We start from the raw sequence: 18,291 nt of genomic DNA, 5'->3' as shown, positions 1-18,291 counted from the left end.
CGAGCTAGTTGCCGGCGCGGCAGTCGATATCGATCTGAAAGCTGAAGCGCGCAAGCGCGTCGCGAACGGCCATGCCGTTCGGGGTGTCGATCGAGATGCGGACGACCGTGCCGCGCCGGGGATCGTCGCGCGCGCATATGTCGGCAAAAGGGATGCCGGCCTGATCGAGCACCTCGCGCGCCGCCGCCGCGACTTCGATCAGCCGCAGGCTCGGCTTGTGGATCTTGCCCACGGCGGTGAGCGGCATCGATGGGAGGATGGCGATGCTCCTGGGGATGGCGGCACGCTCGCCGATCCGCGCCGCGGCATGCGCCAGAAGGGCCGGCGCGTCGGTGGCGGCGTCGCTGCGGAGCTGGACGAACGCCACCGGTACTTCGCCGGCATAGCCATCGGGCCGGCCGATGGCAGCCGCGAGGACGACATCCGGGTGCGAATAGAGCGCTTCCTCTATCGTCGATGGATCGATGTTGTGGCCGCCGCGGATGATCAAGTCCTTGGCGCGACCGGTCAGCCACAGATAGCCATCGGCATCCATGCGCCCAAGGTCGCCGGTGTTGAGCCATTTGCGGCCATCGCCCCGATCGACCCATGCGCCGGCATTGTGCCGATCGTCGAGATAGCCGGAGAACAGGTTGGGGCCGGCAATCGTGACCACGCCGATGTCATCGACCTCGCAATCGCGCAGAAAGGCGCCGGCGGCATCGAGAATGACGATGCGGATATCCTCGGTCGGCAGCGGGAGGCCGACGGATCCGGGCCGATGCTCGCCGTCGATCGGATTGAGCGAGGCGACGCAGGCGCTCTCGGTCAGGCCATATCCTTCGGAGATCGAGACGCGGCAGGTCTTCTCGAAGCGTTGCAGGAGATCGGCCGACAGGGGCGATGCGCCGCATATCGCGAAACGGAAGGACGACAGGTCGAACGCTTCGCTGGGATATTCCAGCAGCGCGGCGAGAAGCGTGGGCACCGCGCTGAAGCCGGTTACGCGATGATGCTCGACGATCTCCCAGAAACGCGGGAGGAGGCCGGGCGCGCGAAACCCCTGCGGCGTGCCGAGAAGAACCGATGCCCCCTTCAGGAACGGGATCAGCCCGGTGACCATCACCGCGTTCACATGGAACAGGGGCAAGCCGCAGAAGAGGAGGGATTCCTCGGTCAATGCGGGGCCGATCATCCGCGCAGCCATCCAGCTGTTGGCGATGACCTGGGCATGGGTGCGTACCGCGATCTTGGGGAGCCCCGTGGTGCCGCCGGTGCAGAAATAGGAGGCGGTATCGCCGGGCGCGATATCGCGCCCGGCGACCAGGTGGTCAGCCGGCATCGCGCGGAGCGCGCGGGCGAAATCGTGGACGGTCACGCCCGCCCGCGAAGGAACCGGCAGGACGGCCGGCGCAGGCGGGCCTTCCCGCTCGTCCATCAGGACCAGGTGCTCGATCGCGGGCGCCCTGGACAGGATCGCCCCCACTTTGTCGAACAGGTCGGAACCGGCGCCGAGCGTGACCAGCACCCTGGCCTTCGCGGCCGCGAGCAGCGACGCGAGCGGCTCCGCTTCGAGCATCGGATTGAGCGGCATCACGATGCCCGCCGCTTCCGCGCCCCATAGGGCGATATGGGTCTCCGGCAGATTCGGGAGCAGCACCGCCACGACGTCCTGCGCGCCCACGCCAAGCATCCCGAACAGATTGGCTGCCCTGGTCACGTCGGCGAAGAGTTCGCCATAGGACATCCGGCGCACCTCCCGATGCGTCGCCACATCGCGGAAGCTGGCCAGCGCGGTCCTTTCCCCGTGGCGCTCGGCGGACCTTCGAAGCAGATCATAGCTGCTGGTCGGCAGGTCGGAAGGCAGGCCCCCGCATCCGGCCTCGATCACGTCGGTCAGGGTAAGGATGGCCGGCGGGGTGCCCGCATCCTCCATGCTTGCGCGACCGGCGGTGCCGCTTCCGACTGTCGACGGCTTTCCCACATTTTCCTCCCGAAGCGACGTGAGCCATCGATCGCGATGAACCCGCCAGGCCCGATTTGCGGATGGGCTACCCTCGACACTCGACTATGTAAAGGCATACAAGGCCCGGATGGGGGCGGCCATGGTTGCGGCTCGACCTTGCCGACCGCGGGGGGGCATGATTGCTTCCGGAGGGCATTTGTTGCGATCAAGGCGCAGGACGCGATCGCGCGCGGCGTGGGAGGCCCGGAGGCCTTGAAGGGGTATCGAAGGACATGACGAAGAGGCGCAGTGACCGCGCGAATTCTCTGGACGTGGCGCGGCTGGCGGGAGTCTCGATCGCTGCGGTGAGTCGCGCGTTTACGCCGGGCAGCAGCATATCGGACGAGCTCGCCGAAAAGGTGCGCAGGGCCGCGCGCCAGCTCAACTACGTGCCCAACAGCCTCGCCAGCAGCCTGATCACGCGGCAGACGAACATCGTCGCGCTGATGCTCCCCAGGATGAGCAATCCGATCTATGCGGCGATGCTTGCCGAGGTCAGCCGGCGGCTCGAGGAATTGAACAAGCAGGTGCTGCTGTTCACGCCGAGCGACGAATCCGACTTCGATCGCTCGTTGGGCCGCATGCTGGAATATCAGGTCGATGCCATCGTCATCGCCGCCGCGACCATTTCCAATCGCATGGCGGCGCTTTGCCTGGATCGCAACGTGCCCGTCGTGATGCTTGGCCGCCACGTTCCGGGGCTTCCCGTCCATAGCGTGCGCCCGAATGCGCGCGATGGCGGGACCCGGGCGGCGGAACTGCTGTTGCGGGGAGGCGGCAGGCGTTTCGGCATCGTCGCCGGCCCATCGAGCCTCACCACGATGGTCGAGCGCCAGCGTGCCGTTGTCGACCGGCTGCAGGCGGCGCCGGACGCCAGCGTCGTGGCGATCGTCGACGGGGGGCTGACCTATGAGGGCGGGTACGAGGCGGCGCTCGCGATCATGGATCGCGCGGACCGTCCGGATTCGGTGGTCTGCATGACCGACATCATGGCCCTGGGCGCGATGGACGCGATCCGGCATCGCCTGTCGCTCAGGATCCCGGACGACGTCGCGATCATCGGCTTCGACGATATCGCCGAGGCCGCCCATGCCAGCTATTCGCTGACGACGGTCAAGACCCCCCTTGTCGAGATGGTCGGCCATATGATCGACCTGATCGCCATGCCGGAAACCGACGCCGCGCCAAGGATTGTCGAGATCGACGCCGAGCTGGTCGTGCGCCGATCGACGCGCGCCGCGCACCCGGCGGCGCAATGACCGGCCGCTCCGCGCTCGCACGCTAGTTCCGCCCGATGATCGCCGTGCCTTGTATGGTGCGGGGCGTGCTGCTATTGATCTTTGTAAGCCTTTACAAAAGAGGCAATGGGGAGAGGCACGGATGGGCAGGTTCACACTTCTGGTCGGTGCGGGCGGGGCGGTCGTCTGCGCAATGGCGGTGCCGGGCGCGGCCGCACAGGATCGCGCGCCGCCGGAGATTTCGGCGGCGAGCGGGCAGGACAGCGAGATCATCGTCACCGCGACGCGCCGCAACGAGCGGCTCCAGGATGTTCCCGGCGCGGTAAGCGCCTTGACGGGCGACACCCTCGAGCGGCTCCGCGCCAAATCGCTCGCGGACTTCGCCGCCTATACGCCAGGCGTCAGTTTCGAGACCACGACGCCGAGCACGAACAAGGTCGTCATCCGCGGCATCACCACCGGCGGCACGCAGCTCAACAGCGCCATCGGCCTGTATCTGGACGATGTGCCGATCGGCTCCAGCACCCCGTTCGGCTTCGGTGTCCAGGCCATCAATCTTGGGATGTTCGACCTTCGGCGGATCGAAGTGCTGAACGGTCCGCAGGGAACGCTGTTCGGCGCCAATGCCCTTGGCGGCACCTTGCGCTACATCACCGAGATCCCGGTGCTGGGCGAAACCAGGGGGCGGATCGAGGGAGAGGCCGGATACACGGCGCATGGCGACGCCAATCTCGCGGGGCGGGCCATGCTCAATCTGCCGTTCGGAGATCGTGTCGCGCTGCGTGCCACCGGCCTTGTGTCGAAGGATGCGGGATATGCCGACGATCCGGCGCATAATCGCCGGAATCTCGGCGACGCGCGCACGTTGCAGGGGCGCGCTTCGCTGCTGTTCCAGGCGACACCCGATCTGAGCATCCGCCTCAACGGCTATGCGCAGCGGATCCGGAGCAACGGCAACGCCGTCGTCTTCCGCGATCCCGTCACGCATCGGCCGACCGGGGGCGTCTATGACCAGTCGTTCGCTCTCGAGCAGCCGTCGGAGGCGACGCTGTACGTCGGCAGCGCCGTGATCGACTGGATGCTCGGCTTCGCCAAGCTGACTTCGATCACCGCCTATCAGAAGACGACGATCAACAGCATCCGCGACTTCACCGTGCCCTACAGCGCCATCCTGCGTGCGGCGATCGGGCCGGCCGGGGCCAATCCCTACGGCGTGCCCGCCGATGTCGGTACGAAGCGCTTCACGCAGGAAGTGCGGCTGGCATCCGGCAACAACAAGTCGTTCGAATGGGTGGTCGGCGGCTTCTATTCCAACGAGGACACTCTCCAGAACATAAGGGCGCTCAATGCCGCCGATCCGCAGGGCAAGCTCCTGGGTTTGACCCTGGCGGAGTTGAAGCTTCCCAGCACGGCGCGCGAATTTGCGCTGTTTGCCAATGGAACCGTCTATTTCACCTCGACCATCGATGCCACGATCGGCGTTCGCCAAAGCTGGAACGATCAGGTCTTCACCACCAATGGCGTCGGCCTGCTGGTCAATTCGCGCGCGCCGACGACGCCGGTCACCAGCACCGGAGAATCGAACGAGAGCGTCCGAACCTATCTGTTCAACCTGCGCTATCGGCCGACCACGCGAACGCTGGTCTATGGACGGATCGCCAGCGGATATCGCCCCGGAGGTCCCAATCTCGTGATCAACGGCGTCGGCACCGGAAGCGATCGCTTCGAGGCCGACACGCTGTGGAACTACGAGCTCGGCCTGAAGCACGGTTTCGGCGGCGGGCGCGGCTTCTTCAATATCAGCGGCTATCATATCGACTGGACGAACATCCAGCAGGTCAGGAACGTGGGCGGCATCAACCAGCTGGTCAACGCCGGCAATGCCCGCATCAACGGCGTCGAATCCTCGCTGTCCTACCGAGTCGTTCCCGGAGTCAGCCTGTTGCTCTCCGGGGCCTATACCGATGCGAAGCTGACGACCGCCGCGCCGGCGCTCGGCGTCAACCATGCCGGTGCGCGCATTCCGCTTTCGCCAAAGGTCTCCATCGCCCTTGTCGGCAATTACGACTTCGATCTCGGCGACCGGTGGAGCGGCACGTTCAATCTCGGAATCCGGCATATCGGCGAGCGCACGGCAGGGTATGCGGGGAGCGCGATCGCGCCGCTCTACAAGCTCGCCGCCTATTCCGTCGTCGATGCGACGCTGTCGCTGCGGACGGCGAGCGGCTGGGAAATCGGGCCCTATGTCAAGAATGTCTTCGACAGGCGCGGCGAGGTTTCGGCGAGCACCGTCTTCAACCAATATGTGCCGGGCACCCCGGTCGCGGTCACGATTTCCCAGCCCCGCACGTTCGGCCTGGTGGTGGGGCGCAATTTCTGATCGTCGGCTTGTCGACAGTTTCGGGTGGAGGAAATGATCGTGACTGAACCCGTCATACGCCCGGATGCGCGGGCCTTTCTGGATTTCTGGAACGCGTCGCTGCTCGCGCGCATGGAGGATTTCCCGGCCGAGCAGGTTCGCGCGATCATGAACCAGGTCAGGGCGACGGCGCCTTCCGTCGTGCACGATCTTGCGGTGTTGCGGGATCTCGAGGCCGGTTTCGACGGACGGTCGCTCCGGATGCGTTTCTATGATCGCCGGGCGGAGCGGGCGCCGGGGCCCCTGGTGATCTATTACCATGGCGGCGGCTTCGTGCTCGGCGATCTCGACACGCATCATGCGCTCTGCATCGCGCTCGCGGAGCAACTGGACCTGCCGCTGGTATCGGTCGAGTATCGCCTCGCTCCGGAGCACCCATGGCCCGCGGCCCCCGATGACGCCGAAGCGGCGGCACGGTGGCTCGCCGAGCATGCGGAAGATGCCCTCGATCGCGGGATTGCATCGCTCGTCCTCGCCGGCGACAGCGCGGGCGCCAATCTCGCGGCGGTTACCGCAAGGGCCCTGCGCGACGCGCCGGCTGCCGTGCCGGTCTCGGCGCAGTTCCTGGCCTATCCGTGCGTCGACAGCGCGGGCGGCACCCGGTCGCGCGCGGAATTCGCGGAGGGGTTTCTGCTGACAAGCGCCAGCATAGACTGGTTCTTCAAGCAATATGCGGCGCCGGCCGGCGATCCGCGCTTCGACCTGCTGCACGCCGATCCGACGGGCATGCCGCCGACCGTGCTGGTGACGGCCGGGCTCGATCCGCTGCGGGACGAAGGCCGGATCTATGCCGGGGCGCTGATCGCGGCCGGCGTACCGGTCACGTATCGGGAAGCGCGCGGCAACATCCATGGCTGTTTCAGCATGGCCGCGGCGATCCCCTCGACAGCGGCGGACATCCGCGAGGCCGTGGCGGCGCTCGGACTTGCGATGGCGGCCGGGAAGGCGCGCGACGAGGGCGGCACCGGGGATTGACCAGGCCCGCGCCCGGTATCGATCCCGTCCGGCTCCGGTTCCTTCGATGGGGCCGATCCGGCATTTGACGACCGGCATTACGGTATTTGCGCGGGCGAACGTCCCTGAGATAGGATTTTCCGATATCGGGGCACCCGAAATGTCGACCACCGGCCAATGAAGGGCAAGAGTCCGATCCGGAATCTGGATGTCGATCGCCATGTGGTCGACGATCTCGCGCGGCGGTATCGATCCACGTTGCTGCGCTATTTCCAGCGCCGGGGCGTGGCGCCGCTCGACGCGGAAGACGCCGTGCAGGAAGTCTTCGTCCGGTTGAGCCAGCGCAAGGCGCTCGCGGACGACGTCCATCAGCCCGAAAGCTATATCTTCGCGACGGCGGCCAATGTGGCGACCGACCTGCATCGCCGTGCCACGGTGCGCGCGAACGATCGGCACGAGTTGTTCGACGACGTGCTCCACGCGCCGCTCGACCTCGATCCGGAAACCATCTGCGCGGGACGCGAGGCGCTGCGCGCCGTCGTGGTGGCGCTGAAGGAACTGCCCGAGCGCACGCGCACCATTTTCATCCTGGCCCGGCTCGAGCAAATGAAACAGGCCGAGATCGCGCGCCGGCTCGGCGTTTCGCTCAACACGGTCGAAAAGCATTTGCACAGGGCGGTCGCGTATCTTGGCGAAAGGGCGGGGCGACGGTCATGACCAATCCCGCTGCCCCTTCCGGAATCCCCGCGATGTCGCCGCACGAAGTGGCGGCCAAATGGTTCCTGCAAGGCGAGGCGGTCGCGCTGGGGCACGCTGACCGCGCGCGCCTGGAGACCTGGCTCGCGGCCGACCCGCGCCACCAGGCCGCCTGGGATGACGTGGCCACGGCCTTGCGGACGGTGGCCGACAATGCCGCCGACAGCGAGTTTCTGGCGATGCGATCCCGGGCCCTGGCGGCCCGGCCGGAGCGCCGCTGGCCGCTATCCCGCATGATGGCGGCGGTGGCCGGATTGCTGGTCGTCGTCCTGACGTCGATACTCGTCTTCCGCGAAGTCTATCCGGGGCCGGTGCATCGCAACGGCATTGCCGCCGCCGGCCCGGCGCGCGCGCTCTATCGAACCACTATCGGCGGCCGCGCCGAAGTGACTCTGCCCGATGGTTCGGTGGCGGTGCTGGATACGGACAGCGCGATGCGCATCGCCTATACCGACAAGGAGCGGGGAATACGGCTGCTGAAGGGCCAGGCCCTGTTCGTCGTCGCCAAGCATCAGCCGGCACCGTTCCAGGTCTATGCCGGCAGCCAGCGGGTGACGGCGGTGGGCACGCGGTTCAACGTTCGGGTGGAAGGCCATGGTCGCTCCCCGAAGACAAGCGTCGCGCTCATCGAAGGCGTGGTGCGCGTCGCGGGGCTCGACTCCGCCGGGTCGGCCATGCCGGATCGCCGGACGGGCGAAATCACCATGCGCGCCGGCGAACTCTTCGATTCCGCCAGGCCCGGTGCGCTGCGGCTATCCGCGTCCGAAGCGGAGGGCGCGGCGAGTTGGGTGTCGGGAACCTTGTCGTTCAACGATATGCCGCTCGGACGGGCGGTTGCCGAAATGAACCGCTATACCGCGCGCCCCATCGGCCTGGGCGGCGGGGACATCGCGAACCTCAGGGTCAGCGGTGTCTTCAAGACCGGCGACTCCCAGCATTTCGCAGAGTCGATGGCGGAAGTCTTTCATTTGCGCGTGGCGCATGATGCGCGCGGCAATCCGCTCCTCCTGCCCGGGCCGGAATGAGCGCCGCGGCCGCACGATCGGCCCTTCGGAATAAAGTTACGACGCGGTTACGGGTTCTCGAATTGCCTGCGTCCCTGAAATTGGCAGCCGATAACGGCGCCCATATAGGGGAGGATATCGATGGCACGTCGCTTCGGGCTGCGCGTGAGAATCGCGGCACTTGCCGGCTGCGCTTCACTATGGATTTCGATGCCGGCGGCGGCGCAGGGCAATCCCAGGACAAGCTTCGACATTCCCGCGCAGGATCTGGGCGCGGCCCTGAACCGGGCGGCGATCCAGAGCCACCGCGAGATCGAATTCAATGCGGACCTCGTCCGGTCGCGCAGGGCGCCTGCGGTGCGGGGAAGCTATTCCATCACCGAGGTGCTCGAGCGGCTGTTGACCGGATCCGGCCTGCGCGCCCGCACGACATCTTCGGGAGCGATCATCATCGAGCCCGTGCAGCAATCCAGCATCGGCATCGGCATCGACGGTAGCGGCGGCGCGCAGGAGCAGCCGGCCGAAGCGGACATCATCGTGACCGCGCAGAAAGTGCGCGAGAAGATGCAGGACGTCCCGATCGCCATTTCGGTCTTCACGGCCAAATCCCTGGACGACCAGAAGATCGAAGGCGGATCGGAGCTGCTGCGCGGAACGCCGAATGTCAGCTTCTCCAAGACCAATTTCGCCAGCTACAACTTCCAGATCCGCGGGATCGGTACGCAGGCGCTGTCGGTGACGACCGATCCGGCGGTCGCAATCAGCTTCAACGCGATGCCGCTCATTCGCAATCGCCTGTTCGAGCAGGAGTATTTCGACGTCGAACGGGTCGAGGTGCTGCGCGGCCCCCAGGGTACGCTATATGGCCGCAACGCCACTGCCGGCGTGGTCAACATGATTCCGATCCTCGCGGATCCCGGCCGGATGGCGGGATCGCTCAAGCTCGAGACGGGCAATTATTCGGCGATGCGGGCAAGCGGAATGCTCAATCTGCCCCTGACCGATGCCTTGGCGGTGCGCGTGGCGGGGGCGTGGACCTCTCGCGATGGCTATGACTACAACATGGTGACGCAGCGCCGCGTCAACGGCCGAGATTTGTGGGGCGCCCGCGGATCGATCCTGTGGAGGCCGTCCCCTCGCTTCACCGCCAGCCTGGTCTGGGAGCATTTCCACGAGGACGATGACCGATCCCGGACCGGGAAACAGCTTTGCCACAGCGATCCCAGCCCCACCAATCTGGACGGGATCTCGATCTATCCGCAGAACCGCGGATATTTCAGCCAGGGTTGCAAGCCAGGCTCGCTCTATGACGACGCCGCGTTCGGGGTGCCCAATGGAGCCAGCCTGCCCAATGTGGCGGCGGCGAGCTCGAGCGTGTCCGGAGCGCTGGGATTTCAGGGCAATACGGGTACCGGGGTCTTCGCCATTCCATTCGCCACCGATCCCTTTGCCGGCGTGGTGCAGTCGCGTGACCTGCGCGTGATCGGCACAACCTATGATCCGGTGTTCCGCGCGAAGAACGACGTCGCGCAATTCAATCTCGAATTCAAGTTGAACGACGGATTGCGGTTCGTGTCACAGGCGGGATGGTCGCGCGACGAATATTATTCGACTCAGGATTACAGCCGGTTTCCCTCGCAGCCGATCTTCACCAATACGGACCCGTCGAACGGCATTACCTATGCCGATACCAACAACGTGCGGGTGCCCGCATATGATCTTCTGCCAGGCGGGGTCTGGTGCGACCCGCAGCTTGGATGCTCGAAAGGGTATCTGGCCGTCGATCTCAATCGATCCAAAAGCAGCCAATGGTCTCAGGAATTTCGCCTGCAATCCTCATTCGACGGCCCGATAAATTTCAACCTTGGAGCCAATTATCTGGATTTCAATATCGATGAAGATTATTATGTATTCAACAATACGTTCTCGCTAGTCGGGACGATATTGTTCAACAAATCCGGCACGGCCGGGTCCAGGCCGGTGGATTCATGTCCGCAGAACGTGACCACGCTTCCATATGTCGGTGCTGGTTACTCGTGCATGTATATCGATCCCAACCCCATCGGAAGCATCGACGGAAATGGGCATAATTATTTCCGAAGCCGCAATGTCGCGCATACGCAGTCCTGGGCCGGGTTCGGAGAACTCTATTGGAAGGCGGCCGATCGCCTGAAGATCACCGCCGGGCTGCGCTATACCCGCGACATCAAGACTACCACGCCCTATGCCACGCAATTGCTGCTGACGCCCGGGCCCCTGGGCGGAGGCTATGTCAACAGCGGCTATCCGGCCTCTCCCGATATCAGGCAGAAATGGGGAGCGGTCACCGGGCGCTTCGTGGTCGATTGGAAGCCGCGTCTATCGTTCACCGACGACACCCTGCTCTATGCTTCCTATGCGAGAGGGTACAAGGCCGGCGGCACCAATTCGCCCGGCATCGGTTCCGATCCCGCCAATATCGGCTTTTTCCAAACCGACCCTCGCTTCCGGCCGGAATATATCAACGCGTTCGAAATCGGCACGAAGAACAACCTTGCCGGCGGCAGGCTGAGCCTCAACGCCACCGCATTCTATTACGACTACAAGGACTATCAGGTCTCCCAGATCATCGATCGCGCGACCAAGAACGAGAATTTCAACGCAACCAGCTACGGCCTCGAACTGGAATCGATCTGGCGGCCCACATCGCGGCTGAGCTTCAACGCCAATCTCGGCCTGCTGAAGACCCGCATCGGCAGCGGCATGCGCTCGATCGACGTCATGAATCGCACGCAGGGGCATGACGACTGGATTCTGGTCAAGCCATGGATCCAGACCGCGTCCAACTGCATCGCGCCCAAGGCGCTCGTCGAGAAATACCTTGCCGTAACGGCCGCCAATCCGCGCCGCTTCGCTTCCATATCCGACACGCGGATCACCGGCTTCTGTCCGTACACCAACAACCTCGCCGCGGGCACCTTCACGCCCGGAAGCGCGGGATCCGTCCTGTACGGAGTCACCTACGACCCGCTTACCTATGCCGATGTCGGCCAGAATCAGGGGCGCGGTTTCTACGCCGATCTTTCGGGCAGGGAATTGCCCAATGCGCCGCACTGGACGTTCAACCTTGGCGGGCAGTACGCGCTTCCGATCGATGCCTGGAAGGCAACGCTTCGCGCCGATTACTATGCGCAGGGGGCAAGCTGGGCGCGGGTCTATAACGCTGTCAACGATCGCCTGCGCGGATGGGACAATGTCAACCTCGCGCTCACCGTCGAGCGCCCGGCTTCCGGCCTCGCATTCCAGTTCTACGTCAAGAACGTCTTCAACAAGACCCCGATCACCGGCGCGTTCATCAATTCCGACGACAGCGGCCTGACCACCAATGTCTTCACGCTCGACCCGCGTATCTTCGGGTTCAGCATGGCCAAGCGGTTCTAGCGCCCGGAATGCCGCCCCGCCGGCCGCCGGCCGGGCGCGAGGACGCGCTTCAACGCTCCCCCGACCTTTCGGAGCAGGGCCTGCACGTCCTTGCCGAAGCGCCCGCGATGCTCAACCCAAGCGCGATCATACATCTCATCGATCATGGCTGCCTCCTGGCCTCGTACGACCGGGAGGGAGATGCGGATCTTCGGCGCCGGCTTCCAACAAAAGGATCGACTTGCCTTATCAAGAGGCTTTATCAAGCGCCATGCGACGGCTACCACCGCTTCCTGCAGTCCGGGCCTTTGAAGCGGTCGCGCGCAACGGCACCTTCACGGCGGCGGCGGCCGAACTGGGGATGACCCAGGCCGCCATCAGCTATCAGATCAGGATACTCGAGGAGCGGGTCGGCGAACCGCTTTTCTTTCGCCGGGGAAGGCGCGCCGAGCTGACCGCCGGCGGTGCTCGCGTCGCAGCGCGGCTGGCGACCGCCTTCGACGAGATCGAGATGGCGTTCGACGAACTGACCGGCGAGAGCGAGACGGTGCTGCGCATTGCCACGACGGCGAGCGTCGCGAACAACTGGCTCGCGCGGAACATCGGCTCCTTCCAAGCTGCGCATCCGGATATCGAGATCGAGCTCGAAGTCGGCAGCGCGGTGATCGACCTCGCGGAAGCCCGCATCGATGTTGCGATACGCACCGGCCGCGGCGACTGGCCGGGCCTGAAGGCCGAGCATCTGGCCATGGTGTCCTTCACGCCGATGTGCAGCCCGGCGCTACTCGAGGGGCGCCCCTTGCCGCTGGACGTCCGCGAGGCGCGGGACATGCGGAGGATCAGCCCGCAGGATCGATGGTGGCCGATATGGTTCCGGAGTGCCGGGGTGGAGGACATGGACGATGCCAGGCGCGGCGGGATTCGCATGGACTCGCAGGCAAGCGAAGGCCAGGCGGCAATGGCGGGGCATGGACTTGCGCTGATGACCCCGATGCTCTGGAGTTCCGAGCTCGCGAGCGGTCGCCTCGTGCGTCCCTTCACCCATGTGGCCGATGAGGGCACTGCCTATTGGCTCGCCTATGCGGAAAACCGCAGGCATGCCCGCAAGGTCGCTCGCTTCCGCGACTGGGTCGTCCCGGCGTTTCGCGCCACGATGGACTCTCTCTAGATCGGCCAGGTCGAATCAGGCGCCGCTTCGTATCCGGTGGCTGCGGCCGGTCTCTCCTCCCGCGCGGGAGCCGCGCGGGTCGATCCAGAATAGTCGATGCGGCAGATCGAGCATGACGCGACGGCCATCAAAGGCCCCGAGGCCGAGGACGACCGGGGCGCGCGCATCCGCCGGGGCCGCGCGCACCACGTCGGAGATCGAAAGGGTCGTCGTACCCACGGCAAGGACAAGGGGGGCGCCGCCGTTCGCCGATGACGGAAGGCCGATCGTCGCGCCGCGCGGATCGGACAGTCGCAGCGTCGCGGCAACCGGCTTTCCGCCGACGCTGGCCGGGAAGGTCCAGCTTCCATCCGGGCCGGGCGTCAAGTCGACCGCGATCAGGCGCCGGGTCGCGCGCGCATATTCATAGGGCAGCACCATCCGGATCTGGCGGCTTCGGAAATCCAGATCAAAGACATGGCCTTCGAGAATGTCGCGGCCGATGCGGAAATCGCCTCCCGCTTCCGGCCGCGAAGGCGCGACGGCCAGGGCTTCGACGGGAAAGGTCCCGCCCGACATCGCGATCGTCATCGGGCGGCCGCGCCGCAACACGCCGCCGGCGCCATGGGGTGCGCCACGCCCGTCGACCTGGTCCGCGATGCGCGCGCTTACGGTTGAGGATTCGGAACCCGGGTCGATCCTGGCTTGCAGCCGATGTCCCTCGATCGAGGCCGAGACCAGCAATCCCGTCGCCGCGATCACGAACTTCGCGCCTATTGCGCCGATCACGCCGCCCATTGCATCCTCCTCCTATCGCGCGTCCTGCGTGCTGCCGCCGAGTGCGAGGTACAGCGCCGCCACGTCGCCGAACCGGGTAGCGCGGGCGTCGACAAGGGCGATCGCGGTCTGGCTCCGGGTCGCGGTCGCATTCAGGAGAGCGAGCGTGCCGACCTGCCCAAGGCGGAGCTGATAGGCGAGATATCCGAGATTCTCGGCCGCCGCCCCATCCGCCTTCTCGGCCGCGGCCAGGGCTGCCGCATCGGCATGCAGCGCGGTCAGGGCATCGGCCACGTCGCCGAATGCGCCAAGGACCGCGGCACGATATTGCGCCTTGGCCCCGTCGAGCGCGGCCTCGGCCGCCCTTTGCTGCTGGCGAAGCGCGCCGCCATGGAAAAGGGGCTGGGTGATGCCGCCGATCAGGGACCAGAACGGGTTGCCGCCCCTGAACATGTCGCCGAAGCGCGAGGCCTGGCCGCCCGCCGACGCGCTCAGGCTGATCGACGGCAGGCGCGCCGCGATGGCGACGCCGACATCGGCGCTTGCCGCATGCAGGGATGCCTCGGCGGCACGCACGTCGGGGCGCTGGCGGACCAATAGCGACGGCAGGGAAACGGGCAGCGTCGCGGGCAGCGCCAGCGTGTCGAGATCGGGCGTCGCCGGAAGCGGCTCGGCAGGCTCGCGCCCGAGCAGGATCGACAGTGCCGAGCGCTGATGGCCCAGTGCCTTGATCAGCGCCGGCAGCGCACCTTCCGCTTGGGCCAGCACCGCGACCTGGGCCGCGACATCCGCCTTTCCGATGGCGCCGGCATCCTGCTGGACGCGCAGCAGGGCCAGCACCTCGCGACTGGCCTTGATGCTCGCCTCGGTGGCCGCGATCTTCTCGCGCAGCGCCGCTTCCTCGATCGCGGCGAGGACGGTGTTGGCCGCCACGGCCGCCCGGGCGGCTTCGAGCCGGAAGGCGGAGGCCTCGGCCGTCGCGCGGGCGGATTCGACCCGCCGCCTCGCCCCGCCGAACAGGTCGAGCGGATAGGAAATGTTCAACGTCGTGGTGTGCAGGCCGTAGAGGAAGACGCCAGGCTCCGACAGCGGATCGGAGAGCGACTCCGATGCCCGGGTGCGCGATGCCTGATAGCCGATATCGGCCTCGGGCAGGCGGCTTCCCGCGGCCGCCGCCGCCTGCGCGCGCGCCTGGCGCAGATTGGCGTCGGCGATCGCCACATCGGTGTTCGCCGCGAGCGCCATGTCGACCAGGCGGTTCAGCGCCGGATTGCCGAATTGCGTCCACCAGCGCGCCGGCAGCTCCGCGCCCATCGCCAGCGCCTCGCCGGGCGTGCTTGCCGTCGCGGGAATCTCCGCGGGCGGCGCGACGGGGGTATAGGCCGAGCTGGACGGTGCCGCAGGCGGCGTGAAGGACGGGCCGACGGTACAGCCCGAAAGCAGGGCGACGGCCACCATTGCGGGATACGGCTTCACGCGGATGCCTCCCCTTCGCCAACGAGGATGGGCTTGTGCCGCGAGAACAGGTCGACCAGCACGGGCAGCACCAGCAGGATCAGCAGCGGCGCGAGAATCATCCCGCCGACCACCACGATCGCCAGCGGCTTCTGCACCTGGCTGCCGATGCCGCTGGAAAAGGCGGCCGGAACCAGGCCGATCGCGGCGACCAGGCAGGTCATGACCACCGGCCGCAGGCTCTGGCTGCATGCCCGCGCCAGCGCCTGCGCGCGCGCCATGCCTTCGTCGATCGCCTGGTTGAAGGCGGTCAGGACGATGATCCCGTCCATCACCGAGACGCCGAGCAGCGCGACGAAGCCGATCGCGGCGGAGATGCTGAACGCCGTGCCGGTCAGTACAAGGGCCAGCACCCCGCCGATCAGCGCCATCGGCATCACCGAGGCGGCGAGCAGCATGTCGATCGCCGAGCCGAAGTTCAGGAAGAGCAGCAGCAGGATGAGCCCGAGGCTGATCGGCACCACCAGCTTCAGCCGCGATACCGCATTCTCGAGATTGCCGAGCTCGCCGGCCCATTCGAGATGATAGCCGGGCGGGAGCTTGACCTGCTGGGCCACGGCCTGCTGCGCCTCGCTCACCGCGCCGCCCAGGTCGCGCCCGCGCACTGCGAACTTGATCGGGACATAGCGTTCCTGATGCTCGCGATAGACGAAGGAGGGGCCGGTGGTCAGCTTCACTTCGGCGACTTCCGAAAGCGGCACCTGCACCACCGCGCCATTGGCGCCCGGCGCGCCGACGGTGATCCGGCGGATGCTCTCCAGGCTGTCGCGCTGCCCGGGCTGCAGGCGCACGACGATCGGGAAGTGCCGGTCGGTGGCGCGCTCGTACAGGTCGCCGGCCTCCTCGCCGCCGATCGCGGCGCGGACCACCTGGTTGATGTCCTCCGGCGTCAGGCCGTAGCGCGCCGCCCTGTCGCGGTCGGGCACCACCTGGACGGTCGGCTGGCCGAGCAGCTCGAACATGCCGAGATCGGCGATGCCCGGCACCTTGGCCATCACTGCCTCGATCTGCTTGCCCGTCCTTTCCAGCGTCGCGAGATCGGGGCCGAACAGCTTGATCGAGTTCGCTCCCTTCACGCCCGAGGCGGCCTCCTCGACATTGTCCTGGATATATTGCGAGAAGGCGAACTCGACGCCGGGGAAGCGATCGCTCAGCCGTTTCTGCATATCGGCGGTCAGCTTGGCCTTGGTCATCCCGTGCGGCCATTGGTCGCTCGGCTTCAGCGGCGTGAAGAATTCGGCGTTGAAGAAGCCGGTCGCGTCGGTGCCGTCGTCGGGGCGGCCATGCTGCGACACCACGGTCTGCACTTCGGGATAGGAGCGGATGATCCGGCGCGCCTCGTTGACCACCTTCTGCCCCTCCTCGAGCGAGACCGAGGCCGGCATGGTGGCGCGTATCCACATATTGCCTTCCTCCAGCTTGGGGAGGAACTCGACGCCGAGCGTGAAGGTGGTGGCGCCGGCCGCGATCACCAGCGCACCGGCGCCGCCGAGCGTCAGCACCCGATTGGCGATCGCGAAGCGCACCGCCGGCTCGTAGATGCCGCGCAGCTTGCGCACGATCCAGGTCTCGACTTCGCTCAGCCGGTCGGGGAGCAGCAGCGCGGCAAGCACCGGCGAGACCGTGAAGGTGGCGATCAGCCCGCCGGCGATGGCATAGGCATAGGTCTTCGCCATGGGCCCGAAGATATGGCCCTCGACGCCGGAGAGCGTGAACAGCGGGATGAAGCTGGCGATGATGATCGCGGCGGCGAAGAAGATGCCGCGATTGACTTCGCCCGCGCCGTTCAGGATCGCGGACAGCCGGTTGCCGGGCGTATAATGCCCGTTGCCCCGCGCGACGGCATGGCTGCGCTCGACCAGGTGGCGATAGATGTTCTCGACCATGATCACGGTCGCGTCGACGATCAGCCCGAAATCGAGCGCGCCGACCGACAACAGGTTCGCCGACTCGCCCTGGATGGTGAGGATCAGCACCGCGAAGCAGAGCGCGAAGGGAATCGTCGTCGCCACGATCAGCGCCGAGCGCAGATTCCCCAGGAACAGCCATTGCAGAAGGAAGATGAGGAGGATGCCCTCGATCATGTTGCGGATGACGGTGCTGGTCGTCAGCGCGATCAGGCCGGACCGGTCGTAGATCCGCTCGAGCTTGACGCCGGGCGGCAGGATGCCGGACGCGTTGATGTCCTGGACCGCGTTCTCGACCGCCTTGATCGTCGGGCTCGACTGCGCGCCGCGATACATCAGCACGGTGCCCTGGACGATGTCGTCGTCCCGGTCCTGCCCGGCGATGCCGAGCCGCGGCTGGTTGCCGACCTTGACGGTCGCCACGTCGCCCAGCCTGACCGGCGCGCTGCCATGCGTGCCGACCAGCACCCGGTTGATGTCGTCGACCGAGTGGATCAGCGCGACGCCGCGCACGATCGCGTTCTGCGGCCCGAACGTCACCGTCTGCCCGCCGACATTCGCGTTGCTCTTGCCGAGCGCGTCGATCACGTTGGCGGCGGTGACGCCTTCGGCGACCAGCTTGTCGTTGTCGATGACGACTTCATAGGTGCGCGTCTTGCCGCCCCAGCCGGTCACGTCGATCACGCCCGGCACCGCCTTGATCCGGCGCTCGACCACCCAGTCCTGGATCGTCTTCAGGTCCATCACCGAATAGCCCGGCGGCCCGACGACGCGGTAGCGATAGATCTCGCCGATCGGGCTGACCGGCGAAATGCCGGGCTGTACGCCGGCCGGGAGCCCGTCGATCTGGTTCAGCCGGTTGATCACCTGCTGCTGCGCCTGCTCGAACGTATAGTCGTAGCTGAACTGGATCTTCACGTCGCTCAGGCCGAACAACGAGATGGTGCGGACCGACGTGATGTGCGGGATGCCCGCCATCGCCACTTCGATCGGGATCGTGATGTTGCGCTCGATCTCCTCGCCCGAGATGCCGGGATTCTGCGTGACGATCTCCACCGCGGGGGGCACCGGATCGGGATAGGCTTCGATATTGAGCCTGAGGAAGGCGAAGCCGCCCGTGGCGATCATCGCGACGAGCAGCAGGACCATGAGCACGCGCTGATGCAGCGCGAAGGCGACCAGGCGGTTCAT

General features: G+C 66.3%; 11 protein-coding genes. 7 read left to right on the top strand and 4 right to left on the bottom strand.

Annotated elements, in window-relative coordinates; translation table 11 throughout:
- Positions 1 to 4: 4 nt before the first annotated feature.
- A complete protein-coding gene (locus BGP17_RS11935; protein ID WP_286712090.1) occupies positions 5 to 1,963 on the bottom strand; it encodes an acyl-CoA synthetase in 1,959 nt (652 codons plus the stop codon).
- 254 nt (positions 1,964 to 2,217) lie between these two features.
- Here BGP17_RS11935 and BGP17_RS11930 point away from each other — a divergent pair, with 254 nt between their 5' ends.
- From BGP17_RS11930 to BGP17_RS11900, 7 genes are all read left to right on the top strand, one after another.
- Positions 2,218 to 3,243, top strand: coding sequence for a LacI family DNA-binding transcriptional regulator (locus tag BGP17_RS11930; RefSeq protein WP_167300290.1), 1,026 nt, complete (start codon positions 2,218 to 2,220; stop codon positions 3,241 to 3,243).
- A gap of 121 nt (positions 3,244 to 3,364) precedes the next feature.
- The gene (locus BGP17_RS11925) at positions 3,365 to 5,602 is read left to right on the top strand and encodes a TonB-dependent receptor (protein WP_286712088.1); all 2,238 of its coding nucleotides are present in this window, start codon (positions 3,365 to 3,367) and stop codon (positions 5,600 to 5,602) included.
- Between the two features lie 39 nt (positions 5,603 to 5,641).
- Positions 5,642 to 6,616: an alpha/beta hydrolase gene (locus tag BGP17_RS11920; RefSeq protein WP_286712086.1), complete on the top strand. Its 975-nt coding sequence runs from the start codon at positions 5,642 to 5,644 to the stop codon at positions 6,614 to 6,616.
- Between the two features lie 201 nt (positions 6,617 to 6,817).
- Positions 6,818 to 7,312, top strand: coding sequence for an RNA polymerase sigma factor (locus tag BGP17_RS11915; protein WP_167300293.1), 495 nt, complete (start codon positions 6,818 to 6,820; stop codon positions 7,310 to 7,312).
- Positions 7,309 to 8,376: a FecR family protein gene (locus BGP17_RS11910; RefSeq protein WP_286712084.1), complete on the top strand. Its 1,068-nt coding sequence runs from the start codon at positions 7,309 to 7,311 to the stop codon at positions 8,374 to 8,376. The genes BGP17_RS11915 and BGP17_RS11910 overlap by 4 nt, the downstream gene beginning before the upstream one ends.
- Before the next feature lie 120 nt (positions 8,377 to 8,496).
- The gene (locus tag BGP17_RS11905) at positions 8,497 to 11,775 is read left to right on the top strand and encodes a TonB-dependent receptor (RefSeq protein WP_286712082.1); all 3,279 of its coding nucleotides are present in this window, start codon (positions 8,497 to 8,499) and stop codon (positions 11,773 to 11,775) included.
- 220 nt (positions 11,776 to 11,995) lie between these two features.
- Positions 11,996 to 12,922, top strand: coding sequence for a LysR substrate-binding domain-containing protein (locus tag BGP17_RS11900; protein WP_286712080.1), 927 nt, complete (start codon positions 11,996 to 11,998; stop codon positions 12,920 to 12,922).
- Positions 12,923 to 12,937: 15 nt separating this feature from the next.
- On the opposite strand, the gene BGP17_RS11895 is transcribed toward BGP17_RS11900, so the two are convergent.
- The 3 genes from BGP17_RS11895 to BGP17_RS11885 are packed head-to-tail and all read right to left on the bottom strand — an operon-like array spanning position 12,938 to position 18,291.
- Positions 12,938 to 13,699 carry a pepsin/retropepsin-like aspartic protease family protein gene (locus BGP17_RS11895; protein ID WP_286712079.1) on the bottom strand — a complete coding sequence of 254 codons (762 nt, stop codon included), beginning with the start codon at positions 13,697 to 13,699 and terminating at the stop codon, positions 12,938 to 12,940.
- A 12-nt stretch (positions 13,700 to 13,711) separates the two neighbouring features.
- Positions 13,712 to 15,154 (bottom strand): efflux transporter outer membrane subunit, encoded by a 1,443-nt coding sequence (locus BGP17_RS11890; RefSeq protein WP_286712078.1) that lies wholly within the window; start codon positions 15,152 to 15,154, stop codon positions 13,712 to 13,714.
- Entirely contained in the window at positions 15,151 to 18,291 is a 3,141-nt protein-coding gene (locus BGP17_RS11885; RefSeq protein WP_286712077.1) for an efflux RND transporter permease subunit, read from the bottom strand. The genes BGP17_RS11890 and BGP17_RS11885 overlap by 4 nt, the downstream gene beginning before the upstream one ends.

The sequence above is a fragment of the Sphingomonas sp. 67-41 genome, from assembly GCF_001899725.1.
Taxonomy (GTDB): Bacteria; Pseudomonadota; Alphaproteobacteria; order Sphingomonadales; family Sphingomonadaceae; genus Sphingomonas; species Sphingomonas leidyi.
Note: the sequence above shows the minus strand (reverse complement) of the source record. Positions and strands in the feature narration are given on the sequence as shown.

Bases quoted from the DNA above. Each gene is read 5' to 3' on its own strand.
- BGP17_RS11905 (WP_286712082.1), top strand. From the start codon at position 8,497: ATGGCACGTCGCTTCGGGCTGCGCGTGAGAATCGCGGCACTTGCCGGC.
- BGP17_RS11895 (WP_286712079.1), bottom strand. From the start codon at position 13,699: ATGGGCGGCGTGATCGGCGCAATAGGCGCGAAGTTCGTGATCGCGGCG.
- BGP17_RS11930 (WP_167300290.1), top strand. From the start codon at position 2,218: ATGACGAAGAGGCGCAGTGACCGCGCGAATTCTCTGGACGTGGCGCGG.
- BGP17_RS11925 (WP_286712088.1), top strand. From the start codon at position 3,365: ATGGGCAGGTTCACACTTCTGGTCGGTGCGGGCGGGGCGGTCGTCTGC.
- BGP17_RS11910 (WP_286712084.1), top strand. From the start codon at position 7,309: ATGACCAATCCCGCTGCCCCTTCCGGAATCCCCGCGATGTCGCCGCAC.
- BGP17_RS11885 (WP_286712077.1), bottom strand. From the start codon at position 18,291: ATGAACCGCCTGGTCGCCTTCGCGCTGCATCAGCGCGTGCTCATGGTC.